We start from the raw sequence: 22,389 nt of genomic DNA on the forward strand, positions 1-22,389 counted from the left end.
CAGTTCCACCCGCAAAGAGAGGTGCACGATGGCCGAAACTTTCGCTGTTCGGCGGCGCGGAGGCGCGTCCCGCCGCCTGATGACGAGGCTCCTGAGCCTAGGGACGGCGGCGGCGGTCGCCGGCGGCATCGCGCTCGCCGCCCCGGCCCAGGCCGCTGACCAGACGATCACCAACAACAGCACGGGCACCCACAACGGGTGGTACTACTCGTTCTGGAAGGACTCGGGGAACGTCCAGTTCACGCTGAGCGACGGTGGCAGCTATCGCTCGTCGTGGAGCGGCATCAACAACTGGGTCGGCGGCAAGGGCTGGGCCACCGGCGGCCGCAAGACGGTCAACTACTCCGGCTCGTTCAACCCCGGCGGCAACTCCTACCTCGCGCTGTACGGCTGGACCCGCAACCCGCTCGTCGAGTACTACATCGTCGACAACTGGGGCACCTACCGTCCGACGGGCACGTACATGGGCCAGGTCAACAGCGACGGCGGCACGTACGACATCTACCGGACCCAGCGCGTCAACCAGCCGTCCATCGACGGCACCCAGACGTTCTACCAGTACTGGTCGGTGCGGACGTCCAAGCGGACCGGCGGGACCATCACGACCGGCAACCACTTCGACGCCTGGGCCTCGAAGGGCATGAACCTCGGCAACCACAGCTACATGATCATGGCCACGGAGGGCTACCAGTCGTCCGGCTCCTCGAGCATCACGGTGAGCGAGGGCTCGGGCGGCGGCGGCAACACCGGTGGCGGGGGCAACACCGGTGGGGGCGGCAACACCGGCGGTGGCGGGAACACCGGCGGTGGCAGCTGCACCGCGACGGCGACGAAGACGCAGGAGTGGGGCGACCGCTTCAACGTGACGTACGACGTCTCGGGCGCGACCAACTGGAGCGTCACGGTGTACCCGAACAGCGGGCAGTCGATCCAGAGCTCGTGGGGCGCCAACCGCAACGGCAACACGTTCACGCCGGCCGGGAGCAACTCCTTCGGTGTCACGTACTACAAGGGCTCGCAGAACCTGAACTGGGTCCCGTGGGGCATCTGCTCGCCACGGTGACCTGACTCGTCACGCCCAGCGGGGCCGTCCGTCGGAGCAGCTCCGACGGACGGCCCCCGTGCGTGCCGCGCTGCTCAGTCGGTGCAGACCCGTCTGCCTGGGATCGGGAAATCGCCACCGGGCTCGTCGGCGAGCATGAACGCGTCACTCCAGCCGTCCTCCGCCAGTGCCGCCGGCAGCGCCCGGCCGCTCGATGTCCACGGCATCCGTGGTGAGCCGCATCCGAGCATGCTCTCGACCAGCGCCGACGAGAGATCGGCGTCCGTGTCGACAGGGTGCCACTCGCCGGTGCTGTTGACGTCGTAGTAGCGCAGCCCGAACGTCTCGGGGTCGTCGCAGGCGATCACGTACGACGCGGCCGTGACGTCGGCGATGCTGCACCCTGTGCCGATTCACCTGGGCGCGTGTGGACGAGAGGTGAGGGGAAGGGCCGCAAGACGTCTTGACCGGTATAGAAGCCGGGGTTACTGTAGCGGTACAGAAACCCGAGAGGAGAGACCGGAACCATGGACCCGATGCCCATCAGCCTGCTGATGTCCCGCAAGGCGACGCTGCGCCTCGTGCACAGCGCCGAGGCCGACGCCCCGGTCGTCGAACCGCGCCCGCGCAAGGAGCGCCGACCGCACGCGGTCCGGACGCGTGGCGCCCTCGCCGCGGTGCTGCACCGGGTGGCCGAGGCCGTCGCGCCTCCCGCCGCTCACGACCTCCGCCGTGAGGTGGGGCACGCCGCATGACGACCGCCACGCGCCCCGCGGACGCCTACCCTGGCTCGTATGGCACGAGCGAGGGTGGCGCCGTGGGGCGGGTGACGCTCCAGACGATCGCGGACCGCGTCGGCGTGAGCCGGATGACGGTCTCGAACGCGTTCTCCCGGCCGGACCAGCTGTCCGCCGAGCTGCGCGCGACGATCCTGCAGGCGGCCGACGAGCTCGGCTACGTCGGCCCCGACCCCGCGGCCCGCAGCCTCGCACGCGGCACCACGGGCGCGGTGGGCGTGCTGCTCACCGAGTCGGTCGGCTCCGCGTTCCAGGACCCCATCGCGGCCGCGTTCTTCGGCTCGGTCGCGCAGGAGCTCGCGCCCACCGGCCTGGCCCTCGCGCTGCTGCCGTCGGTCGAGTCGCCCGACCGGATCCCCGCCCGCGACATCCCCATGGACGGCGCGCTCGTCTACTCGTGCGCGGGCGACATGGCGCCGATCAACTGGCTCATCAAGCGCAAGCTGCCGCTCGTGTTCGTCGACCAGGCGCCGATCGCGGGAGCGTCGAGCGTGCTGCTCGACGACCGGGTGGGCGCCCGGGCCGCCGCGCAGCACCTGCTCGACCTCGGTCATCGCCGCATCGGCATCCTCACCACCGCGAACGACCGGTCCACCGGCATCGCCCCCGACCCGGCGACCGCCGGTGCCGGCTACGTGTCCCGCGAGCGTGTCGAGGGATGGATGAGCGCGCTCGGCCCGGCCGGCGCCGACGTGACCGTGGTGCACCTGCCCGACAACACCGAGGCCAACGCCGAGGACGGCGCCCGCATCCTGCTCGACCTCGACGACCGGCCGACGGCCGTCCTGTGCTTCTCCGACCTCATCGCGTGGACGTTCGAGCGGGTCGCCCGGGCGCAGGGCGTGCGGGTGCCCGAGGACGTGTCCGTGGTCGGCTACGACGACAGCCCGATCGCGCGTCGTGCGCAGCCCGCGCTCACCACCGTGCGGCAGGACCTCGAGGCCAAGGGCCGCGCGGCCGCGACCGCGCTCACGCGAGCCATCGCCCGGTCGCGGGGTGACGCTTCCGTGGGCGAGGGGCCGGACGCCGTGTGGGTGCCGACGACGCTCGTGGTGCGCGACAGCACGGGCCCGGCTCCCGCCTGACGCTCAGTCCTGCGGGGTCGCCGCCGCGCACGCCGCGACGAGCAGCTCCGCGGCACGCCGGATCTCGTCGATCTGCGCGCGCTCGAGCCCGAGCCGCTCGACCATCGTCGCGGGGATGTCGACGGCCGACGCCCGCATCTCCCGGCCCGCGTCGGTGAGCACGATCGCCAGCGCGCGCTCGTCGTCGGGGTCTTTCTCCCGGCGGACCAGCCGCATCGCCTCGAGCCGCCTGACCAGGGGAGACGTCGTCGCGGGCTCGAGGTGCAGCAGGGCGGCGAGCTCCTTGAGCGAGAGCCGGTCGTACTGCCAGAGGGCGAGCATCGCGAGGTACTGCGGGTGCGTGAGGCCGAGCGGTGCGAGCAGGGGGCGGTAGAAGCCGACGAGCGCGCGCGCCGCCGCGGAGACCGTGAGGCACACCTGCGCCTCGACGGCGAGGGGGTCGACCACCGCTTCGCTCATGTGACGAGGATAGGTCGTGCGCTTATAGTGAGTGCACTAATCATTGGAGGACGCGATGGCCGAGCGGCGGCGCAGGGACCTGACCGAGTGGCTGCTGACCTACCTCGGGCCGGCGCAGATCAGCCCCGTCCGCGCCCGGGGACGCGCGCGCACGGACGACGAGCGCGAGCGCGACGAGCGGCTGCGCGCCGACTTCGAGCGGGTCGTGCGAGGGCCGGGCGGGCGCTCGTTCCTCGTCGAGCGGCCGGACGCCACGGAGTGACCGGGCGCTAGTCCGCCCGGACGTCGAGGCCCATGGCCTCGACGAGCACCACGGCCTGCGGCAGCGTGATCACGGCCCGCCGCAGCGCGACGGTCTCCAGGTCGATGCCGACGAGGTCGCTGCCGCGCAGGTCGCACCCGGTGAGGTCGGCGCGGTGCAGCGTCGCACCCGTGAGGTCGCAGTCCCGCACGGTCGACCCCACGAGCTTCGCGCCCGTGAGGTCCGCCTCGCGCAGCCGGACGCCCCGCAGCTCCGCCGAGCGCAGGTCCGCCGCGGGCAGCTCGACGAACGACCAGTTCCCGCCGTCGACCCGCATCACCTCGAACGTGCAGCGGTCGAAGACGCTGCCGAGGAGCTTGCAGCGCTCGAGCCGGGTGTCGAAGAACGTCACGCCGTTGAACGTGCAGTTGCTGAACGCGGTGTCGACGTGGACCGACGCGTTGAGCTTGACGTCGCGGAACGTGCACCCGTCGAACACCGCACCCGTGGTCCGCACCTCGGTCATGTCGACACCGACGAACGCGACCTGCTCGAACGTCTCGCCGGACAGCTCCCGGGCGTACCAGTCCTCGCCGCGCACGGTCGACGTCGTCACGGCCCGCTCCTTCGTCACCGGGACATCCTGGCGCACGCCGCCGACACGCGACGACGCCCCGGGGCCGGCGTCCCGGGGCGTCGTCAGGCGACGCAGGCCGTCAGTGGTGGTCGCGCGGCCCCTGCGCGTCCGGGTCGAGCCGCAGCGCGTCCCGGATCGTGAAGAACAGGTCCGTCTGGTCCGTGAGGCCCACGACGTTCGCGGCCCGCGGGCCGGACGCCGCGACCCGCACCTGCGTGCCGGTGTGGTCCTGCGAGCCGCCGGTGTCCGCCGTGCCGTACGCGACCGTCATCGGCTTGCCGTCGGCCGTGAGCAGCGTGCGCGTGAGGCCGGGCGTCAGCGTGTTCGGGTAGACGATCTGGCTCGAGTGGCCGTGGTCCGCGGTGACGACGACGAGCGTGTTGCCGTCCTTCTTCGCGAACGCGAGCGCGGCCTGCACGGCCTCGTCGAGGTCGACCGTCTCGCCGATCTGGCCGCACGGGTCGGCCGCGTGGTCCTGCTTGTCGATGCTCGCGCCCTCGACCTGCAGGAAGAAGCCCTTGCGGTCGCGCCGGTCGTCGAGGAGCGCGATCGCCTTCGTCGTCATCGCCTGGAGCGTCGGCCGGTTCGCGGTGTACGCCGGGTTGGGCGTGCAGGTGACGGCGGGCTCGGTGCCGCCGGTGTGGGTGGCGAGCGGGCCGGTCCAGCGCACGGGCATGTTGCCGGGGGCGAACAGGCCGAGGACCGGCGACCTCTGGTCCGCCTTCCGGACGGCGTCGAGGCCGGCCGCGTCCGTCACGACCTGGTAGCCGCGCTCCTTGGCCTGCTGCAGCAGCGTCTTGCCCGCCCACGGTCCCGCGACGGCCTGCTCGTCGAACGACTTCGCGCCACCACCGAGCGTGACGTCGGCGCGCGCGCCGATGAGCTGCTCGGTGATCGAGCCGAGGCCGCCGTTCTGCAGCGCGTTCGTGGGGCACTTCGTCGTCGTTGCCGTCGGGGCGTAGCAGGACCGGTCGGTCACGTGCGCCACCTGCACGGCCGGGGTCGCGTCCTGCAGCTCGGCCGTGCTGACGTCACCGGTGCGCAGGCCGTTCGCCCGGGCGATCTCGAGCAGCGTGCGCTGCGGTGCGCCGTGCACGTCCACCGAGATCGCGCCGTTGTACGTCTTCGTGCCGGTCGCCCAGCCCGAGCCGGACGCGGCCGAGTCGGTCACGTAGTCCGGCTTCCCGTCCGTCCTGTCGAGCGAGTACGTCGTGTACTGGCCCGTCAGCGGGAGCGCGTCGATGCCCGGGAACCGGCCCGCCGCGCCGTACCGGTAGTTGCGGGCGACCGTGATCTCCGAGTCACCCATCCCGTCGCCGATCAGCAGGATGACGTTCCGCGCGGGCCCGCCCTTGACGGCGTCCCGGACGGCACTCGTCTGGTCCCCGGACAGTCGGCGGGCCTGGCCGTTGCCGGTGAGGTCCGACGTCGTGGCCCAGGCGGCGGCACCGCCGAGCACCAGTGCTGCCGCGGTCACCGCCGCCGCGATCGGACGGACAGCTCGTGTCCTCATGGTGGTCCTTCCGTCTCGTCCCCCTGCTGCGACGGACGTCGCGGCAGGAGTCGACCGGGTGAAAGTGACCGAGGAGTGAGAACGGGAGGAACGGGACGCGTCGGTCAGGCGGACGGACCGGTCTCCTCGAGCAGCCGCAGGGCCGCGCTCACCCGCGGGTTGCGGCTCGGGTCGGTGTCGATGCCGAGCGTCGCGTACATCGCGTTGACGTGGTTCTGCACCGACTTCTCGGTGATGCCGAGCCGCGTCCCGATGCCCGCGTTCGACAGCCCGGCGGCCAGCAGCCGCAGCACGTCGTACTGCCGGTCGGTGAGCCGCGCGACGGCCGAGCCGGCCCGCGGAGTCATGCGCTCCAGGAGCGCCGGGTCGAGCACGGTCTCGCCGACCGCCGCGGCCCGCACCGCTGCGACCAGCACCTCCTCGCTCGTCGACGACGTCTTCGACAGGTAGCCCCACCCCGCGGCGACGTCCCGGGGGAGGTCGAGGAGCAGGTCCATCGCGTCGTGCGCGGACAGCAGGAGGATGCCGAGGTCGGGTTGCGCACGACGCAGCGTGACGCCGAGGGCGATGCCGTTGCCGTCCGGCAGGTCGATGTCGAGGACCGCGACATGGGCGAGCCCGGGGCGCAGCACGCGGGTCGCCTCGGTGACGGTCCCGAGCGCCGCGACGACGTGCAGACCGGGGGTCTCGTCGAGCATGCGTTCGAGCATCGAGCGGAACAGCGGCTGGTCTTCGACCACGGCGACGCGCACCGGGTCGGCGGTGGGAACACTCATCGCCGCCAGTATCGTCTGCGCCGTGGCCCGATGCGCGACACGCGCCACGGAGCGCCGCCGCAGCCGCCCGTCCGGGGGACGCGACCAGACACCGACAGGGTGAGCACGATGCCGACGACGAGCCGCGAGCAGGCGCCCACGAGCGCGCCCGCCGAGCCCGCCCTCGTCCACGCCGCCCGCGTCGCCGACCTCCACAACGACCGCCTCGTGCTGCTGCGCGTCACCGTCGTCGTCGCCACCGGGTACGCCGTCGGGGCCTCGATGCAGAGCGCGTACATCTACGCGCGGCTCATCCCCGGCTGGGACGCCGTCACCGTGTGGCAGCGCCTCGCCGCGAACGCGCTCGCGGTGCTCGCGCTCGTCACGACGTTCGCCGGGCTGCGCGCGTGGCGGGCCACGAAGGTCTGGCAGATGCTGCTCGCCGCCGTCGGTGGCTCGATCGCGGCCGCCGGGACACGGCTCGCCGCACAGGTCGCGTTCGGCGTGTACGTCGACCCGGACTTCGAGACCCAGCAGGCCGAGCTGCTCAGCGGGTTCGCGATCGCGCTCATCTCCTCGTCCATCGGCTACTGGGGGCTCGTCTCCCGGAGGCGCTCGCGCGCCAAGACGCGCGCCGCGGAGCGGGACGCCGTGCTCGTCGAGCTCGCCGTGCAGGCGCTCGAGCAGGAGGAGATCCGCGTGCGCCGCGAGGTCGCCGAGGGACTGCACGGGACGCTGCAGCAGAAGCTCGTGCTCGTCGACGCGCGCCTCGCGTCCGTGCTCGCGCACGTCCAGGACGGGCTCGACGAGCACGACCGGGCCTCGCTCGACTGGGTGCGCTCCGAGCTCGACCAGGCGCGCCAGATCGACGTGCGCGAGATGAGCCGTCTGCTCTACCCGGACCGGCTCGAGCTGGGCCTCGTCCCGGCCGTCCGCGCGCTCCTCGGGCGGCTGCCCGCGAGCATCGCCACCCAGCTCGAGGTCACCGACGAGGTGCGTCAGGTCGACGACCCGTGTGGCAACCACCTGTCGCTGTCCGAGCGGCTGCTCGCCGTCCGGGTCGTCGAGGAGGGCGTGACGAACGCGCTCAAGCACGGCCCCGCGTCCAAGGTCAGGGTCGACCTCATGATGGACGGCGACCACCTCGTGATCGCCGTCGAGAACGACGGCGAGACGTACGACCCGGCGTCCGCCGGCGCCGCGTCGGGCACCGCACGGATCGGTCACCGGCTGGCGCTCGTCGGCGGCAGCGTGGACCTGTCGCCCGGCACGGTGCGCGGCGCGCGGCTCGTCGCCCGCATGCCGCTCGGCGCCCACGACGCCTGACGATCACCCGTTCGGCGCAGCCGGACCTGAGGGCGGTTGATCCGGATCGTCCCGCCGGATCTGATCCGTCCCGGGTGAAGAAGACGGACATCCTGACGGCCCCGGGTGCTGGCACCCACCCCGCCCGGGGGCCGGTTGCCGAAGACACCTACGTTCACGGCTGGCAGCTCGACGCTCCCGTGAGCGGGTCTCGGTGAGGTGCCGACGCCCACGGCAGCACACGATCAGGAGAACACCATGGCTTCCTCGAAGTCCTCGAAGTCCCGCAAGGGCATCGCCGTCGCGCTCGCGGTCCTCGGTGTCGCCGGCCTCTCGCTGGCGTCCGCCACGCAGCTCAACCTGAACACGAACAGCTCGCAGTTCCAGGCCGGCGTGCAGACGGTCGCGAACTGCCAGCCCGCCGGTCAGGACATCACCGTCGGCTTCGGCTCGCCGACGCTGACGGCCGGCACGTACGGCACGACAAGCCTCGAGTTCCGCAACGTCTCGACGGCGTGCGCCTCGAAGCTCTCGCGCGTCGCGCTCACCTACGGCACGACCCCGGCCACGGTCGAGGTCCCGTCCGCCACGACCGGCACCGCCGTCGCGCTGACGAACGTCACGGCCGGCTACGGCACCCTCACGGTGACCCTGCCCGCCGCCGTCGCCGCTGACGCGGTGACCAAGGTCGCGCTCACCATCTACGGCTGAGGCACCACCGATGGACCAGCAGGTCGACACCGCAGCACCCGGCGCGCACGTCGCGCGCCGGGTGCTGCGCGTCGTCCTGCAGGTCCTGTTCTACGGCGCGGTGGTCGTCGCGGGCTGGCTGGTGTGGCCCACGAGCCTCGGTGGCTGCACCACGCTGACCGTGGTCTCCGGCCACTCGATGGAGCCGACGTACTACACGGGCGACCTGGTCGTGTCGCGCTGCGCGACCCCGCAGGTGGGCGACGTCGTCGTCTACGAGCCCGAGGGCTACGGCGGCGCCCGGGTGATCCACCGCCTCGTCGGCGGCGACGGGACCCACGGGTGGCAGGTGCAGGGCGACAACAACTCGTGGCTCGACCCGTTCAGCCCGACGGACGCGGACGTGGTCGGCGTCGCACGCCTGCACGTCCCCCGGGTCGGGCTCCTGGGCCGGGCCGTCATGTCGCCCCTGGTGTGGGGGTCGCTCATCGTCATCGCGATCGGGCTGCTGGTCTGGCCGCGCGGCGACGACGACGATGACGAGACGCCCGACGCCCCGGAGGCGGGCCGTGCCCCCGACGTGACGGACGGCGTCGCCGGCCCGGTCGTCGACACCCCCGTCAGCGCCTCGCCGTCGTCCACCTCCTCGTCATGACGCGCGTGGCTCGGCGGCTCGCCGTGAGCGCGGTCGTCGCCCTGCTCTGCCTCGTCGTGGCCGGCCTGTCGACCGCCGGCGCCGCGGGTCTGAGGCTCACGGGCGGCACGTCGCCGTACGACCAGTCCGGGCCGCGGTGCACCGCCGGCCCCGCGGTCGTGACCCCGACGGGCACCTCGACCGGCGGCCAGTACACGCAGGTCCGCGTCACGGGCCTGGCGGGCACGTGCACGACAGGACGCGTGATCGTCTCGACGTCGACCGGCCCGTCGACCAGCACCGTCGTCCTCGACGGCACCGGTGCGATCGCGGGCGGCGCGTTCACCGCGACCGCAGCGACGCCGTTCACCCCGCCGAGCTCGTCCGCCGGCAAGGTGTTCGTCTCCGTCGACACGTGGCCCGTCCCGGCGACCTGGACGTTCGCGCCCGCCGCGGCAGGGTCGTGCGTCGTCCTGGGACCCAACTCGTCCGGTGCGACGTGCGCGGTCTCGTTCGGTCCGGACACCGACGGCCGGGCGGACGTCTACAACATCAAGGCGACCGTCACCACGACGAGCGCCCAGCCGGTGCAGTGGCAGGCGACGTTCGACTTCGCGAACCTCACGAGCTTCCCGTTCGTCGCCCGGTACGTCGGCGAGTACGCGGGCAACTGGGCCCTGCAGCCGCTGCCGGCGGGCTTCTGCTCGGGCTCGACGCGCGTCGTCACCTACCAGGGCCAGCCGAACCGCGGCACCCAGCACGTGTCGTCGGGCTCACCGCTCACGCTCGACTTCGTCGGGTCCCTGACGTCGCCGCTCGGCAACAACGTCGTCTACAGCTGCCCCTGACGCGGGGCCGCGACCGGCGCGCCCGCGCCGTGCTGACGCCTACTGCTCGACGGGGCTGAGCTCGGGACGCTTCGGCACCCGCAGATCGCCCGACGACCTGCCGCGCAGCCGCCGGGTGGCCCACGGGTAGACGTGCTCGCGGAACCACAGCGCGTCCTCCCGTGCCTTGTCCAGCCGCGGGACGGGCGGCAGCGGGGTCAACGGGTCGTCCCACGCCTCGTCGTCCGGGGGCAGCCCGAGCCCGACGAGCGCGGCCTGCGCGACGCGCGCGTGCCCCTCGGTCGTGAGGTGGATGCGGTCCTCGGACCACATCCGCCAGTCCCGCAGCGAGCGCATGCCCCACAGGTCCAGCACGAACGCGCCCTGCCGACGGGCGATCGACCACACGTGCGTGTTGTAGAGGCCGACGCGGCTGCGGGTCGACCGGATGAGGGGGCTGTCGCCCGCGTCCGCCCCTGTCGCGAGCAGCACGTCCGCACCCGTGGCCCGCACGCGCGCGACCGCCGCCTCGAGGTTCCGGGCGAGCCGGTCGATGTCCGTGGCCGGCCGCAGCATGTCGTTGTAGCCGCCGATGAGGCTCACGAGGTCGGGCTGCAGCGCGAGCGCCTTCGGCAGCTGCTCGCCGAGGATCGGGCGCAGCAGGCGTCCCCGGATCGCGAGGTTGGCGTACTCGAGCGGGGTCTGACCGGCCGCGACCCGCCGCGCCGAGATCCGGGCCGCCACGACGTCCGCCCAGCCGCGCTGCGGTGCGTCGCGGCCGTCGGGGTCGTCCCAGAGGCCTTCCGTGAACGAGTCGCCGACGGCGACGTAGCGGGACCAGCGGGGCGCGGGGAGCGGTGAGCCGTTCACGTTCACGTCCGCCATTGTGCACACGCTTCGGGACCGACGCGCCGGACGGCCTGCCGGGCCGCTCGCGCCGCGGTGCAGCGCGCCGCGCGGGCAGGCGAGGTCAGGGCAGGCGCCAGTCCACCGGGGCGGCCCCCTGCGCCTCGAGCAGGCGGTTGACGGCCGAGAACGGCCTCGACCCGAAGAACCCGCGGCTCGCCGACAGCGGTGACGGGTGCACCGACTCGACGGTCGGTACCGACCCCAGGGCCGGCTTGAGCGACTGCGCGTCGCGTCCCCACAGGACGGCGACGAGCGGTCCGCCCCGCTCGACGAGCGCGGCGATGGCCCGGTCGGTCACGGCCTCCCAGCCCCGGCGCCGGTGCGACGCGGGGGCGCCGGGCCGCACGGTGAGGACCCTGTTGAGCAGCATGACGCCCTGGTCGGCCCACGGGGACAGGTCGCCCGACGTCGGCGCCGGGACCCCGACGTCGGCGACGAGCTCGCGGAAGATGTTGTCGAGCGAGCGGGGCAGCGGGCGCACGTCGGGCTGCACCGAGAACGACAGCCCCATCGGGTGCCCCGGCGTCGGGTAGGGGTCCTGACCGACGACGAGCACGCGCACGTCGGCCATCGGCCGTGCGAACGCCCGCAGCACGGCGTCGCCCGCCGGCAGGTACCCGTGGCCCGCCGCGACCTCGTCGCGCAGGAACTGGCCCGCGGCCCGGATCTGCGGCTCGACGGGGGCGAGGGCCAGCGCCCAGTCGGGGGCGACGAGGGTGTCCAGTGCGGCCGGCGTCACGCGGCGAGGCTACCCGTGTCCGTCCCGACGGCGGGGGCGTGCGCGGGTCGGGTGACGTGCGGCGCGCGCGAATGACACCGCTGTGATTACCGCCGTACGATGGCCGCCGACCCGCACCCCCGCTCGCCGGGCCGCGCACGAGGAGGACGTATGGACGCCGCAGCGGCGCTCACGCTCGACACGCTCTCCGAGGGCGTCACCGGGACGTCGGGACTGTCCGAGCGCGACGAGCAGATCCTCGCGTTCGAGCGTCAGTGGTGGAAGTACGCGGGCGCCAAGGAGCAGGCCATCCGCGAGCTGTTCGACATGTCCGCCACGCGGTACTACCAGATCGTGAACGCGCTCATCGACGACCCGGCGGCCCTCGCGCACGACCCGATGCTCGTCAAGCGCCTGCGCCGCATGCGCACGTCGCGCCAGCGAGCCCGCACCGCGCGTCGCCTCGGAGCCGACGCCTGACGACAGCGCGGCAGGCTAGCCTGTCGGCCGTGAGCAAGGCCGACTACCCGTACCCGGACGACGAGTTCGACCGCGCCGCCGACGCCGACCCAGACGTCCCGCGCGGCGTCCACCGCGCCCCGCGCAGCACGTGGAGCCGCTGGTGGCCGTTCCTCGCCGTCGTCGTGCTGGCACCGCTGCTCGCGTTCGGTGCCGTGACGGTCTGGGGGATGGTCAACGACAGCTCGATGAACGACGCCAAGGACTCGGGCGTCACCGCGCCCGAGGACGACGAGACCAGCGACCCGGGCGACGGCACCGAGGCACCCGCCGACGGCACCGGCACCGGCACCGAGGAGCCCCCGGCGACGGCCGAGCCGCCCGCACCCACACCGGTCCTCACCACCCCCGTCCAGGTGCTCAACGGCGCCGGGATCAAGGGGCTCGCCGGCGACCAGGCCAAGAAGCTCACCGACGCCGGCTTCACGACCGTCGACACGGGCAACGTGACCGGGACCAAGCCGGCGCAGAACACCGTGTACTACGCCAGCGAGGACCTCAAGGACACCGCGACCGCGGTCGGTCAGGCGCTCGGCGTCACGACCGTGACGCTGTCGGCGACGGACGCCGGCGACGGCATCTCCGTGGTGCTCGTGAGCGATCCGTCCGCCTGATCTGCACCGTCGCCGGCCCGGGCTGGCCCCCGCGCACCGGACCGGACGGGTGACGAGCCGAACGCCAGCCCTGGTCGAGCGGCCCTCCTGCCCACTAGGCTCGCCGCACCGGGGCGCCGGCGGAGCGCACCGCGCAACGAACGGCGAGGAGTACGGCATGGCCCAGGGCACCGTGAAGTGGTTCAACGGCGAGAAGGGGTACGGGTTCATCACCCCCGCCGACGGAGGGCAGGACCTCTTCGTGCATTTCAGCGCCATCCAGGTGGACGGCTACCGGACCCTCGAAGAGGGTCAGCAGGTCGACTTCGAGGTCGGGCAGGGCACCAAGGGCCCGCAGGCCGAGCAGGTCCGCCCGCTCTGACACACCCCGGGCCGGACCGCCCTCGACGGCGGACCGGCCACCCACCCGAGCACGTCCCGACGAGGGCCCCGCACCTGCTGGTGCGGGGCCCTCGCGCGTGCGGGGTGCGCGTGCCGGGCTCCGTGTGCGGGGGTGCATGTGCCGGGCTGCGTGTGCGGGCTGCTGGTGCCGGCCCGGTCAGCCGAGCGGCGGGAGGTCGGACGCGCGCAGGTCGTCGTCGCGCCGGTCCAGGGCGTCGAGCGCGAGGAGCGCGCACGCGGCGCTCCATGCGAGCGGCGCGACGGCTGCGGGGGAGCCGTCGGCGAGGACCTTCTCGGGGATCGACCCCGTCGAGGTCCGGTGTGCGTCGAGGAAGTCGAGCCACCCGTGGGCGAGCGGCGCGTCGCCCGACTCGGCGGCCAGCCACGCGTACAGGGACGTCTGCGGGGTCCACGAGATGCCGTCGTCGCGCCAGTCGGCGCCGGGCGCGAGCCCGTTCGCGGGCCGCACCATGGTCGGCGCCGACTCGCGCCACGCGGTGCGCGCGCCGGGCGGCGGCACGCGCAGGAACGGCGGCAGGAGGAACGCGGTGGCCGCGTCGCGGTGCCCCCCGGCGGCGTACCGGGCGTACCCGGTGGGCGCGAACGCGCGGACGAGCTCGACGCGGGACCGTGCAGCGGCGGCGGCGGCCGAGCGGGCCAGGGCGGTGTCGCCCGTGAGCGGCAGGACGGTCGCCGCCTGCTCCAGTCCCGCGACGATCGGCGCGGCCGTGCCGAGCGTGAGCTCCTGCTCGGGCGTCTCCCAGTAGTCGGCGGACGCGGGCGGCAGGCCCGTGCGGGCGACGAGGTCGAGCGCGTGCTGCGTCGAGCGGACGACGAGCGGGCGCAGCTGCGCGGCGGCGGTGCGGCGCTCGTCGGCGTCGGGGACCTCGGCGAGCACGGTGCCGGCCGCCCACAGCGCCCAGCCTGTGCCGTCGGTCTGCAGGCCGCGGTCGTCGGGCGGTCCGGACCCGTCCGGCTCGTAGCGGGCCTCGAACGAGCCGTCGCCGGCCTGCACCCGGTCCAGGAAGCCCAGCACGTCGAGCGCGTCGTCCACGTGCCCCGTGCGGGCCAGCGCGACGGCGACGAACGCGGAGTCGCGCGGCCACACGTACCGCCACCGCGGCGACCAGCCCGCGACTGCCGCCCCGCCGGGCAGCACCAGCGTGTGCAGGTCGAGCAGCGCAGCGCGGGCCATGTCCTCGTACGGCCCGCCCGCGCCCGGGACCGTGCCCGCCGCGAGCCACGCGCGCTGCCCGGCGGCCCGCTGTGCGGCGTCGGCCCGGGACGAGCCCGGGGACGAGGCGGTCCGCGGCAGTCCGCCCAAGGCGTCGACGAGCGTCACCGCGGCCGGGTCGAGCACGTGCGTGCCCGCGAAGAACGGCGCGGCGCTGCCGGGCGCGACAGCGGCGCGCCGACCGCCCGCTCCGACCGTGACGCCCTCCTGGTACAGGTCGATGTGCGCGTACGCCGGCAGCCGGGCAGGTACCGGATCGTCCGACGGGGCCGTGGGGGCGGTGGCGTGCGGGGCGACGGCCGCGCCGAGGAGGACGGCGGCGGTCGCGGCGGCCGCCGACCGGGCGAGCGCCCGCCGGGACGCGGCGGGTCGCGACCGACGGCGGTGGTCCCGGGGCGGCTCCTGGACGACGAAGGCGTTGGCGTCGGGGGCGGCGGCGGTGCGGGTGCCGCGTCCGCGTCGGCCGCGCCGCGTGCTCGGCGGCCCGTGCGCACGGTCGCGTGCTGCGTCGCTCAGGGCCAGGGGTGCGGGTGCGGCCGGCGGTGCGGGTGCGGGTGCGGCGTCGGGTCCGGCGTCCGGGCGGTCCAGCAGGAGCACCGCGGGCGCGTCGGGCGCGACGACGGCAGACGCGTCGTCGTCGACCACGGCGGCGTGATCCTGCACACGCGCACCCTAGACCCGGCCCACGGACGGGTGTCCAGGTCCTGTCCGGGTGCTGTCCGGGCGAGGCGCGGGCGCTGCGTCGAGGGCGAACGCGCCTTGCACTCTCGGGGGTCGAGTGCTAACCATGTGTCTTAGCACTCTCCGGTGGAGAGTGACAGAAGCACCGGCCGCTCGGTGAGGTCCGTCGACTGCGGGACATGACCGCAGGTGACAGGCCGTCCGTCGCGGGCACCCCGCGGCCACCCCACGAACCAGTGAAGGATCACAGCCCCATGGCCAAGATCATTGCCTTCAACGAGGAGGCCCGCCGCGGCATCGAGCGGGGTCTGAACACCCTCGCCGACACCGTCAAGGTCACCCTCGGCCCGAAGGGCCGCAACGTCGTCCTGGACAAGAAGTGGGGCGCCCCCACGATCACCAACGACGGCGTCTCCATCGCCAAGGAGATCGAGCTCGACGACCCGTACGAGAAGATCGGCGCGGAGCTCGTCAAGGAGGTCGCCAAGAAGACCGACGACGTCGCCGGTGACGGCACGACGACGGCGACCGTCCTCGCCCAGGCGCTCGTCCGCGAGGGCCTGCGCAACGTGGCCGCGGGTGCGAACCCGATCGCGCTGAAGAAGGGCATCGAGAAGGCCGTCGAGGCCGTCACGACGCAGCTCCTCGCGCAGGCCAAGGAGATCGAGACCAAGGAGGAGATCGCCGCCACGGCCGCCATCTCCGCCGGTGACACCGCGATCGGCGAGCTCATCGCCGAGGCCCTCGACAAGGTGGGCAAGGAGGGCGTCATCACCGTCGAGGAGTCCAGCGCGCTGGGCCTCGAGCTCGAGCTCACCGAGGGCATGCGCTTCGACAAGGGCTACCTGTCGGCGTACTTCGTGACCGACCCCGAGCGTCAGGAGGCCGTCCTCGAGGACGCGTACGTCCTGCTCGTCGAGGGCAAGATCTCGAACGTCAAGGACTTCCTCCCGCTGCTGGAGAAGGTCATCCAGGCCGGCAAGCCGCTGTTCGTCGTGGCCGAGGACGTCGAGGGCGAGGCCCTGCCGACGCTCGTCGTCAACAAGATCCGTGGCACGTTCAAGTCCGTCGCCGTCAAGGCCCCGGGCTTCGGCGACCGCCGCAAGGCGATGCTGCAGGACATGGCCATCCTCACGGGCGGCCAGGTCGTCTCCGAGACCGTCGGCCTCAAGCTCGAGAACGTCGGCCTCGAGGTTCTCGGCACGGCCCGCAAGGTCGTCGTGACCAAGGACGAGACCACGATCGTCGAGGGTGCCGGCGACGCCGCGCAGATCGCCGGTCGCGTGAACCAGATCCGCGCCGAGATCGAGAACTCGGACTCGGACTACGACCGCGAGAAGCTGCAGGAGCGCCTCGCCAAGCTCGCCGGCGGCGTGGCCGTCATCAAGGCGGGCGCGGCCACCGAGGTCGAGCTCAAGGAGCGCAAGCACCGCATCGAGGACGCCGTCCGCAACGCCAAGGCGGCCGTCGAGGAGGGCATCGTCGCCGGTGGTGGCGTCGCGCTCATCCAGGCCGGTGCGCTCGCGTTCGAGAAGCTCGAGCTCGAGGGTGACGAGGCCACCGGTGCCGCGATCGTCAAGCTCGCGATCGAGGCCCCGCTCAAGCAGATCGCCGTCAACGCCGGTCTCGAGGGCGGCGTCGTGGCCGAGAAGGTCCGCAACCTCCCGACGGGTCACGGCCTCAACGCCGCGACCAACGAGTACGAGGACCTGCTGGCCGCGGGCGTCAACGACCCGGTGAAGGTCACGCGCTCCGCGCTGCAGAACGCGGCGTCGATCGCCGCGCTCTTCCTCACCACCGAGGCCGTCGTGGCCGACAAGCCGGAGAAGGCCGCCCCGGCCGGCCCCGGCGGTGGCGAGGACTTCGGCGGCGGCTTCTGACCCGCTGACGTGAGTCACGCGGCCTGACGGGCCGCACCAGCACGACACGAAGGGCCGGTCACCTCCGGGTGGCCGGCCCTTCGTCGTGCCCGCCGCCGGCCCGCCGGACTCCCACCCCGGTCCGACTCCCACCCCGGTCCGACTCCCACCCCACCCCACCCCCCTCCCGCCGGACCTCCGCGGGCCCGAGTTCGTGGGTTGTCGTCGAGTTCGTGCGTTGTCAGCACCGAACTCGGCTGGAAGCCACGAACTCGGCGAGCCGGGAGGAGATGCAGGGAGCGAGGAGGCCGTCGTGACCGGATCGGGACGTCCGGGAAACAGACCGTTTACGCCGCGTCACCCCTCGCCGAAACACCGGCTCCCTAGCGTCGTCGGACATGGGCACAGGGATGTATACAGCGCGGGACACAGCGCGGTGTCGCGTCGCTCCCGAGGTGCCCGGTCCGGTTCCGCCCGTGAGTCCCCCGTGGGTCCCCAGCGAAAGGCACCTCCCTTGACCAGACCTCTCATGCGCGCACTCGCCCTCCCCGCCGCCGCGGCGCTGGCCCTCGGCCTCGCCGCCTGCGGCGCCCGCACGGCCGACGAGCCCGAGGCGGGCGGCACCGGCACCGCGTCCGGCTCGTCGTGCGTCGACACGTCGGGCGACTCGATCAAGATCGGGTTCCTCAACTCGCTGTCCGGCACCATGGCCATCTCCGAGCAGACGGTCCGCGACAGCCTCGACATGGCCGCGGAGGAGATCAACGCCGCGGGCGGCGTGCTCGGCAAGCAGCTCGACGTGGTCGCCGAGGACGGCGCGTCGGAGCCCACGGTGTTCGCGGAGAAGGCCGAGAAGCTCATCTCGTCCGACTGCGTCGCGGCGGTGTTCGGCGGGTGGACCTCGTCGTCCCGCAAGGCGATGCTGCCGGTGTTCGAGTCGAAGAACTCGCTGCTGTTCTACCCCGTGCAGTACGAGGGGCTCGAGGCGTCGAAGAACATCTTCTACACGGGCGCCACGACGAACCAGCAGATCATCCCGGCGATGGACTACCTCAAGGAGCAGGGCAAGAAGAAGGTGTTCCTCGTCGGGTCGGACTACGTGTTCCCCCGCACGGCGAACAAGGAGATCGTCGCCTACGCCAAGGCGAACGGGATCGAGATCGTCGGCGAGGAGTACGCCCCGCTCGGGCACACGGACTTCTCGACGATCGTCACGAAGCTCAAGGGCTCGGGCGCGGACGCGGTGTTCAACACCCTCAACGGCGACTCCAACGTGGCGTTCTTCAAGGAGTACAAGAACGTCGGCCTGGCCGCGGACACGCTGCCGGTCGTGTCGGTGTCGATCGCCGAGGAGGAGGTCGGCGGCATCGGCGTCGACAACGTCGCCGGCCAGCTCACGGCGTGGAACTACTACCAGACGGTCGACAGCCCGGCGAACGAGAAGTTCGTCGCCGCGTTCAAGGCCAAGTACGGCGCGGACCGCGTGACGAGCGACCCGATGGAGGCCGCGTACACGTCGCTGTACCTGTGGAAGGGCATGGTCGAGAAGGCCAAGTCGTTCGACGTCGCGGCGGTCCAGGAGGCGGCCGGTGGCGTGAGCTTCGACGCCCCCGAGGGCACGGTCACCGTCAACGGCGAGAACCACCACATCGCCAAGACGGCGCTCATCGGCAAGATCGGCCCGGACGGGCTGATCTACACCGAGTGGTCGTCGAAGGAGCCCATCGAGCCCGACCCGTTCCTCGAGGGCTACGACTGGGCCGCCGACCTGTCCTGACCCCCCGATCGCGGTGGCCCGGCGCACCCTCTGTGGCGCCGGGTCACCGCCCCTCGGTCATCTTCGACGGAAGGACGGGCCAGGATGGATGCCCTCGTCTCACAGCTGTTCGCCGGGCTGAGCCTCGGGTCGGTGCTGCTGCTCGCGGCGCTCGGCCTGGCGCTGACGTTCGGTCAGATGGGCGTCATCAACATGGCGCACGGCGAGTTCATGATGGCGGGCGCGTACACGGCGTACGTGGTCCAGGGGATCGTCGCGGACGCCGGGGTGTCGCTGCTCGTCAGCCTCGTCGTCGGGTTCCTCGTGGGCGGCCTCCTGGGTCTGCTGCTCGAGGTCACGCTGATCTCACGGATGTACCGCCGACCGCTCGACACGCTCCTGGTGACGTTCGGCGTCGCACTCGTGCTGCAGCAGGCGGCGCGCGACGTGTTCGGCGCCCCCAACGTCGACGTCCGCGCGCCGACCTGGCTGTCGGGCGCGGTGCAGGTGCTCGGCGTGGGCGTGCCGAAGACGCGGCTGTTCATCCTCGCGCTCGCAGCCGTCTGCCTCGCCGCCCTGGCGCTCGTGCTCAAGCTGACGCCGCTCGGCCGCCGCATCCGGGCCACGGTGCAGAACCGGGACCTCGCAGAGACGTCGGGCATCAGCACCCGCGGCACCGACAGGCTCACGTTCTTCATCGGCTCGGGCGTCGCGGGTGTCGCCGGGGTCGCGCTCACGCTGCTCGGGTCGATCGGCCCGACGCTCGGCACGAGCTACATCGTCGACGCGTTCCTCGTGGTCGTGGTCGGCGGCATCGGGCAGCTCAAGGGTGCGGCGATCGCGGCGCTCGCGCTCGGGCTGCTGCAGGCCACGTTCGAGTACTCGACCACCGCGTCGATCGCGAAGGTCCTCGTGTTCGTCGTCATCGTCGCATTCCTGCAGGTCAGGCCGCAGGGGCTCGTGTCGGTCCGGTCGCGGAGCCTGGCATGAGCGCGCGGATCCGGCTGTGGGGCGGGTTCGCGGTCGCCGCCGTGCTGCTGTTCGTCGTGGCGCCCGGTGCGCTGTCCGACTTCCGGCTCAACCTGCTCGCGAAGTTCCTGTGCCTCGCGATGGTCGCCGTCGGCATCGGCCTGGCCTGGGGGCGCGGCGGCATGCTCACGCTCGGCCAGGGCGTGTTCTTCGGGCTCGGCGGGTACCTCATGGCGATGCACCTCAAGCTCGCCGACGCCGGCCCCGGCGGGGTGCCCGACTTCATGCTGCTGTACGGCGACGGCACGGTGCCGGGCTGGTGGGAGCCGTTCCGGGACCCGGTCGTCACGGTCGTCGCGATCCTCGTCGTCCCCACCGGGCTCGCCGCGCTGCTGGGCCTCGCGGTGTTCAAGCGGCGCGTGCGCGGCGCGTACTTCGCGATCCTGTCGCAGGCGCTCGCGGCGGCGTTCGCGATCCTGCTCATCGGCCAGCAGAAGGTCACCGGCGGCACCAACGGCCTCAACGGCTTCAAGTCCTTCTTCGGCTTCACGCTGTCGGACCCGGTGAACAAGCGGATGCTCTACTTCATCGCCGCCGGCGTGCTGCTGGTGATGGTCGCGGTCACGCGGCTGCTCATGCGCTCGCGGTGGGGCGAGCTGCTCGTCGCGGTGCGCGACCAGGAGAACCGTGTGCGGTTCCTCGGGTACGACCCGGCGGGCGTCAAGGTCGTCGCGTACGCCACCGCGGCGTGCTTCGCGGCGATCGGAGGCGCGCTGTTCACGCCGATCGTCGGCATCATCTCGCCCGCCGACGTCGGCGTGGTGCCGTCCATCGCGTTCCTCGTGGGCGTCGCGATCGGCGGCCGGGCCACGCTGCTCGGTCCGGTGCTCGGGGCCATCGCCGTGTCCTGGGCCGAGACGAGCCTGTCCGAGCAGTTCCCGTCGTTCTGGACCTACTTCCAGGGCGCGCTGTTCATCGGCGTCGTCGCGTTCCTGCCCAACGGGCTCGCCACGCTGGGTCAGGTGTGGCGGCGGCGTCGCGCCGGTCCGGGGACCCCGGATGACGAGTCCGGCGGGCCTGACGACGGCACGCCGCGCAGCGACCCGCACGACGAGCAGGAGCACGACCCCGCCGACAGCCTGACCGGGAGGACGGCATGACCGACGACGTCACCCCACCCGGGGAGGCCACGCTCGACGTGCAGGCCCTCGAGACCGTCATCGCGGCACCACCAGCCCGGTTCCGTCATGACTACCTGGAGATCCGCGACCTGCGCGTGGTGTTCGACGGCTTCGTCGCCGTCGACGGCGTCGACCTCACGGTGACGCAGGGCGACCTGCGGTTCCTCATCGGCCCGAACGGCGCCGGCAAGACGACCATCGTCGACGCCATCACGGGCCTCGCGCCCGCGACGGGGTCGGTGCGGTTCGGCGGCGTCGAGCTCGTCGGGCGTGCGTCGCACAAGGTCGCCCGGGCCGGCGTCGGCCGCACGTTCCAGACGGCGTCCGTGTTCGACGAGCTCAGCGTGCTGCAGAACCTCGACATCGCCGCGGGCGCGGGTCGCGGCGCGTGGTCCCTGATTCGCCGCCGCCGCACGGTGCCCGAGACGGTCGACGCGGCCCTCGAGACCGTCGGCCTCACGCACCTGCGGGACACGCCCGCCGGGGTGCTCGCGCACGGTCAGAAGCAATGGCTCGAGATCGGGATGCTGCTCGTGCAGGACGCGCGGCTGCTGCTGCTCGACGAGCCCGTCGCCGGGATGAGCCAGGCCGAGCGCGAGGAGACCGGGAAGCTGCTGCAGCGGATCGGGGAGCAGCGGACCGTCGTCGTCGTCGAGCACGACATGGAGTTCCTGCGGTCGTTCGCCTCGTCCGTCACCGTCCTGCACCAGGGCCGCGTGCTCAGCGAGGGGACGGTCGCGCAGGTGCAGGCCGACCCACGGGTCGTCGAGGTGTACCTGGGACGGGCGGCCGGGACGCGGGGGACGGGCTCACGGGGCGCGGTTCCGGCGGAGCGCGCCGGGGACGAGACGGGAGGCGCATGATGCTGGAGCTCACGGGTGTCCACGTCGGCTACGGGCGCACGTCCGTGGTGCACGGCGTCGACGTCGCGGTCGACGACGGCGGCGTCACCGCGGTGATGGGCCACAACGGCGCGGGCAAGACGACGCTCCTGCGGGCGGCCGTCGGCCTGCTGCCGGTCCGCAGCGGACGGGTCACGCTCGACGGCGAGGACGTCACGGGGCTGCGTCCGCACCAGCGTGTGCGCCGCGGGCTCGCGTACGTGCCGCAGGGGCAGCAGGCGTTCGGTCAGCTCACCGCGCGCGAGAACCTGCAGCTCGTCGCGGACGGTGCCGGCGCATCGGCGGCCGGCCGGATGGACGACGCGCTCGACCTGTTCCCGGCGTTGCGCTCGCTCCTCGGACGCCGCGCCGGTCTGCTCTCGGGCGGGCAGCGACAGCAGCTCGCGATCGCGCGGGCGCTGCTCACGGGTCCGCGCGTGCTGATCCTCGACGAGCCGACGGAGGGCATCCAGCCGTCCGTCGTGCAGGAGATCGAGGACGCCGTCGGGACGCTCACACGCGCGGGCGGGCTGGCGGTGCTGCTCGTCGAGCAGCACGTGGGCTTCGCGCTGGCCGCCGCCGGGCGCTACTACGTGCTCGAGTCGGGCCGGGTCACCCGGACCGGTGCGGGCGGGGCGGACCAGGAGGCCGACGTGCGGGCCGCGATGGCGCTGTGACGGGGTCGTGGACAGGGGTCGACGT

25 protein-coding genes are annotated in these 22,389 nt (G+C 73.0%); 17 read left to right on the top strand and 8 right to left on the bottom strand.

The window, feature by feature from the left end:
* Positions 1–79 precede the first annotated feature (79 nt).
* A complete protein-coding gene (locus tag J7523_RS00345) occupies positions 80–1,063 on the top strand; it encodes a glycoside hydrolase family 11 protein (RefSeq protein ID WP_291881075.1) in 984 nt (327 codons plus the stop codon).
* Positions 1,064–1,137: 74 nt separating this feature from the next.
* On the opposite strand, the gene J7523_RS00350 is transcribed toward J7523_RS00345, so the two are convergent.
* Positions 1,138–1,410: a hypothetical protein gene (locus J7523_RS00350; RefSeq protein WP_291881077.1), complete on the bottom strand. Its 273-nt coding sequence runs from the start codon at positions 1,408–1,410 to the stop codon at positions 1,138–1,140.
* Positions 1,411–1,578: 168 nt separating this feature from the next.
* Here J7523_RS00350 and J7523_RS00355 point away from each other — a divergent pair, with 168 nt between their 5' ends.
* Positions 1,579–1,797 (top strand): hypothetical protein, encoded by a 219-nt coding sequence (locus J7523_RS00355; protein ID WP_291881078.1) that lies wholly within the window; start codon positions 1,579–1,581, stop codon positions 1,795–1,797.
* Positions 1,794–2,924 (top strand): LacI family DNA-binding transcriptional regulator, encoded by a 1,131-nt coding sequence (locus J7523_RS00360; protein WP_291881080.1) that lies wholly within the window; start codon positions 1,794–1,796, stop codon positions 2,922–2,924. Before J7523_RS00355 ends, J7523_RS00360 begins: the two co-directional genes overlap by 4 nt.
* A gap of 3 nt (positions 2,925–2,927) precedes the next feature.
* Here J7523_RS00360 and J7523_RS00365 read toward each other — a convergent pair whose 3' ends face one another.
* A complete protein-coding gene (locus tag J7523_RS00365; RefSeq protein ID WP_291881082.1) occupies positions 2,928–3,383 on the bottom strand; it encodes a MarR family transcriptional regulator in 456 nt (151 codons plus the stop codon).
* A 55-nt stretch (positions 3,384–3,438) separates the two neighbouring features.
* On the opposite strand from J7523_RS00365, the gene J7523_RS00370 reads away from it, so the two are divergent.
* Positions 3,439–3,645 (top strand): hypothetical protein, encoded by a 207-nt coding sequence (locus J7523_RS00370; RefSeq protein WP_291881084.1) that lies wholly within the window; start codon positions 3,439–3,441, stop codon positions 3,643–3,645.
* A gap of 7 nt (positions 3,646–3,652) precedes the next feature.
* Here J7523_RS00370 and J7523_RS00375 read toward each other — a convergent pair whose 3' ends face one another.
* The 3 genes from J7523_RS00375 to J7523_RS00385 all read right to left on the bottom strand — a co-directional run bounded on the left by J7523_RS00375 (position 3,653) and on the right by J7523_RS00385 (position 6,550).
* Positions 3,653–4,240, bottom strand: coding sequence for a pentapeptide repeat-containing protein (locus J7523_RS00375; protein ID WP_291881086.1), 588 nt, complete (start codon positions 4,238–4,240; stop codon positions 3,653–3,655).
* Positions 4,241–4,340: 100 nt separating this feature from the next.
* Positions 4,341–5,774 carry an alkaline phosphatase gene (gene phoA / locus J7523_RS00380; RefSeq protein WP_291881088.1) on the bottom strand — a complete coding sequence of 478 codons (1,434 nt, stop codon included), beginning with the start codon at positions 5,772–5,774 and terminating at the stop codon, positions 4,341–4,343.
* A gap of 104 nt (positions 5,775–5,878) precedes the next feature.
* Entirely contained in the window at positions 5,879–6,550 is a 672-nt protein-coding gene (locus J7523_RS00385) for a response regulator transcription factor (RefSeq protein WP_291881090.1), read from the bottom strand.
* Positions 6,551–6,658: 108 nt separating this feature from the next.
* Here J7523_RS00385 and J7523_RS00390 point away from each other — a divergent pair, with 108 nt between their 5' ends.
* The 4 genes from J7523_RS00390 (at position 6,659) to J7523_RS00405 (ending at position 10,006) form a co-directional block, all read left to right on the top strand.
* Positions 6,659–7,855: an ATP-binding protein gene (locus J7523_RS00390; RefSeq protein ID WP_291881091.1), complete on the top strand. Its 1,197-nt coding sequence runs from the start codon at positions 6,659–6,661 to the stop codon at positions 7,853–7,855.
* A gap of 237 nt (positions 7,856–8,092) precedes the next feature.
* Positions 8,093–8,545 (top strand): hypothetical protein, encoded by a 453-nt coding sequence (locus J7523_RS00395; RefSeq protein WP_291881093.1) that lies wholly within the window; start codon positions 8,093–8,095, stop codon positions 8,543–8,545.
* A gap of 10 nt (positions 8,546–8,555) precedes the next feature.
* Positions 8,556–9,179: a S24/S26 family peptidase gene (locus J7523_RS00400; RefSeq protein WP_291881095.1), complete on the top strand. Its 624-nt coding sequence runs from the start codon at positions 8,556–8,558 to the stop codon at positions 9,177–9,179.
* A complete protein-coding gene (locus J7523_RS00405) occupies positions 9,176–10,006 on the top strand; it encodes a hypothetical protein (protein WP_291881096.1) in 831 nt (276 codons plus the stop codon). Before J7523_RS00400 ends, J7523_RS00405 begins: the two co-directional genes overlap by 4 nt.
* Before the next feature lie 39 nt (positions 10,007–10,045).
* Here J7523_RS00405 and J7523_RS00410 read toward each other — a convergent pair whose 3' ends face one another.
* Together J7523_RS00410 and J7523_RS00415 are read right to left on the bottom strand one after the other, a co-directional pair.
* Positions 10,046–10,861, bottom strand: coding sequence for an SGNH/GDSL hydrolase family protein (locus J7523_RS00410; RefSeq protein ID WP_291881098.1), 816 nt, complete (start codon positions 10,859–10,861; stop codon positions 10,046–10,048).
* Positions 10,862–10,955: 94 nt separating this feature from the next.
* Positions 10,956–11,633, bottom strand: coding sequence for a uracil-DNA glycosylase (locus J7523_RS00415; RefSeq protein ID WP_291881100.1), 678 nt, complete (start codon positions 11,631–11,633; stop codon positions 10,956–10,958).
* 150 nt (positions 11,634–11,783) lie between these two features.
* Here J7523_RS00415 and J7523_RS00420 point away from each other — a divergent pair, with 150 nt between their 5' ends.
* The 3 genes from J7523_RS00420 (at position 11,784) to J7523_RS00430 (ending at position 13,106) form a co-directional block, all read left to right on the top strand.
* Complete coding sequence (locus J7523_RS00420; RefSeq protein WP_291881102.1) at positions 11,784–12,092, top strand: DUF3263 domain-containing protein; 309 nt, start codon at positions 11,784–11,786, stop codon at positions 12,090–12,092.
* 29 nt (positions 12,093–12,121) lie between these two features.
* The gene (locus J7523_RS00425) at positions 12,122–12,745 is read left to right on the top strand and encodes a LytR C-terminal domain-containing protein (protein ID WP_291881103.1); all 624 of its coding nucleotides are present in this window, start codon (positions 12,122–12,124) and stop codon (positions 12,743–12,745) included.
* Positions 12,746–12,902: 157 nt separating this feature from the next.
* Positions 12,903–13,106, top strand: coding sequence for a cold-shock protein (locus J7523_RS00430; protein WP_291881104.1), 204 nt, complete (start codon positions 12,903–12,905; stop codon positions 13,104–13,106).
* Positions 13,107–13,283: 177 nt separating this feature from the next.
* Here the strand turns inward: J7523_RS00430 and J7523_RS00435 are convergent, their stop codons facing one another.
* Complete coding sequence (locus tag J7523_RS00435) at positions 13,284–15,023, bottom strand: glycoside hydrolase family 15 (RefSeq protein WP_291881106.1); 1,740 nt, start codon at positions 15,021–15,023, stop codon at positions 13,284–13,286.
* 272 nt (positions 15,024–15,295) lie between these two features.
* Between J7523_RS00435 and groL the strand changes: the two genes are divergently transcribed.
* The 6 genes from groL to urtE all read left to right on the top strand — a co-directional run bounded on the left by groL (position 15,296) and on the right by urtE (position 22,364).
* On the top strand, positions 15,296–16,921 hold the full coding sequence (groL, locus tag J7523_RS00440; protein ID WP_291881107.1) for a chaperonin GroEL: 1,626 nt from the start codon (positions 15,296–15,298) through the stop codon (positions 16,919–16,921).
* Positions 16,922–17,429: 508 nt separating this feature from the next.
* Positions 17,430–18,677 (top strand): urea ABC transporter substrate-binding protein, encoded by a 1,248-nt coding sequence (gene urtA, locus J7523_RS00445; protein ID WP_291881109.1) that lies wholly within the window; start codon positions 17,430–17,432, stop codon positions 18,675–18,677.
* 84 nt (positions 18,678–18,761) lie between these two features.
* Entirely contained in the window at positions 18,762–19,646 is an 885-nt protein-coding gene (gene urtB / locus J7523_RS00450; protein ID WP_291881111.1) for an urea ABC transporter permease subunit UrtB, read from the top strand.
* Entirely contained in the window at positions 19,643–20,785 is a 1,143-nt protein-coding gene (gene urtC / locus J7523_RS00455) for an urea ABC transporter permease subunit UrtC (protein WP_291881112.1), read from the top strand. The genes urtB and urtC overlap by 4 nt, the downstream gene beginning before the upstream one ends.
* Positions 20,782–21,669: an urea ABC transporter ATP-binding protein UrtD gene (gene urtD, locus J7523_RS00460; protein WP_291881114.1), complete on the top strand. Its 888-nt coding sequence runs from the start codon at positions 20,782–20,784 to the stop codon at positions 21,667–21,669. Before urtC ends, urtD begins: the two co-directional genes overlap by 4 nt.
* The gene (urtE, locus tag J7523_RS00465) at positions 21,666–22,364 is read left to right on the top strand and encodes an urea ABC transporter ATP-binding subunit UrtE (protein WP_291881115.1); all 699 of its coding nucleotides are present in this window, start codon (positions 21,666–21,668) and stop codon (positions 22,362–22,364) included. The genes urtD and urtE overlap by 4 nt, the downstream gene beginning before the upstream one ends.
* Positions 22,365–22,389 lie beyond the last annotated feature (25 nt).

The sequence above is a fragment of the Cellulomonas sp. genome (genome assembly GCF_017744555.1).
Classification (GTDB): Bacteria; Actinomycetota; Actinomycetes; order Actinomycetales; family Cellulomonadaceae; genus Cellulomonas.

Bases quoted from the DNA above. Each gene is read 5' to 3' on its own strand.
- J7523_RS00345 (WP_291881075.1), top strand. From the start codon at position 80: ATGACGAGGCTCCTGAGCCTAGGGACGGCGGCGGCGGTCGCCGGCGGC.
- J7523_RS00355 (WP_291881078.1), top strand. From the start codon at position 1,579: ATGCCCATCAGCCTGCTGATGTCCCGCAAGGCGACGCTGCGCCTCGTG.
- J7523_RS00360 (WP_291881080.1), top strand. From the start codon at position 1,794: ATGACGACCGCCACGCGCCCCGCGGACGCCTACCCTGGCTCGTATGGC.
- J7523_RS00365 (WP_291881082.1), bottom strand. From the start codon at position 3,383: ATGAGCGAAGCGGTGGTCGACCCCCTCGCCGTCGAGGCGCAGGTGTGC.
- J7523_RS00370 (WP_291881084.1), top strand. From the start codon at position 3,439: ATGGCCGAGCGGCGGCGCAGGGACCTGACCGAGTGGCTGCTGACCTAC.
- phoA (WP_291881088.1), bottom strand. From the start codon at position 5,774: ATGAGGACACGAGCTGTCCGTCCGATCGCGGCGGCGGTGACCGCGGCA.
- J7523_RS00385 (WP_291881090.1), bottom strand. From the start codon at position 6,550: ATGAGTGTTCCCACCGCCGACCCGGTGCGCGTCGCCGTGGTCGAAGAC.
- J7523_RS00390 (WP_291881091.1), top strand. From the start codon at position 6,659: ATGCCGACGACGAGCCGCGAGCAGGCGCCCACGAGCGCGCCCGCCGAG.
- J7523_RS00395 (WP_291881093.1), top strand. From the start codon at position 8,093: ATGGCTTCCTCGAAGTCCTCGAAGTCCCGCAAGGGCATCGCCGTCGCG.
- J7523_RS00400 (WP_291881095.1), top strand. From the start codon at position 8,556: ATGGACCAGCAGGTCGACACCGCAGCACCCGGCGCGCACGTCGCGCGC.
- J7523_RS00405 (WP_291881096.1), top strand. From the start codon at position 9,176: ATGACGCGCGTGGCTCGGCGGCTCGCCGTGAGCGCGGTCGTCGCCCTG.
- J7523_RS00420 (WP_291881102.1), top strand. From the start codon at position 11,784: ATGGACGCCGCAGCGGCGCTCACGCTCGACACGCTCTCCGAGGGCGTC.
- J7523_RS00430 (WP_291881104.1), top strand. From the start codon at position 12,903: ATGGCCCAGGGCACCGTGAAGTGGTTCAACGGCGAGAAGGGGTACGGG.
- groL (WP_291881107.1), top strand. From the start codon at position 15,296: ATGGCCAAGATCATTGCCTTCAACGAGGAGGCCCGCCGCGGCATCGAG.
- urtA (WP_291881109.1), top strand. From the start codon at position 17,430: ATGCGCGCACTCGCCCTCCCCGCCGCCGCGGCGCTGGCCCTCGGCCTC.
- urtB (WP_291881111.1), top strand. From the start codon at position 18,762: ATGGATGCCCTCGTCTCACAGCTGTTCGCCGGGCTGAGCCTCGGGTCG.
- urtC (WP_291881112.1), top strand. From the start codon at position 19,643: ATGAGCGCGCGGATCCGGCTGTGGGGCGGGTTCGCGGTCGCCGCCGTG.
- urtD (WP_291881114.1), top strand. From the start codon at position 20,782: ATGACCGACGACGTCACCCCACCCGGGGAGGCCACGCTCGACGTGCAG.
- urtE (WP_291881115.1), top strand. From the start codon at position 21,666: ATGATGCTGGAGCTCACGGGTGTCCACGTCGGCTACGGGCGCACGTCC.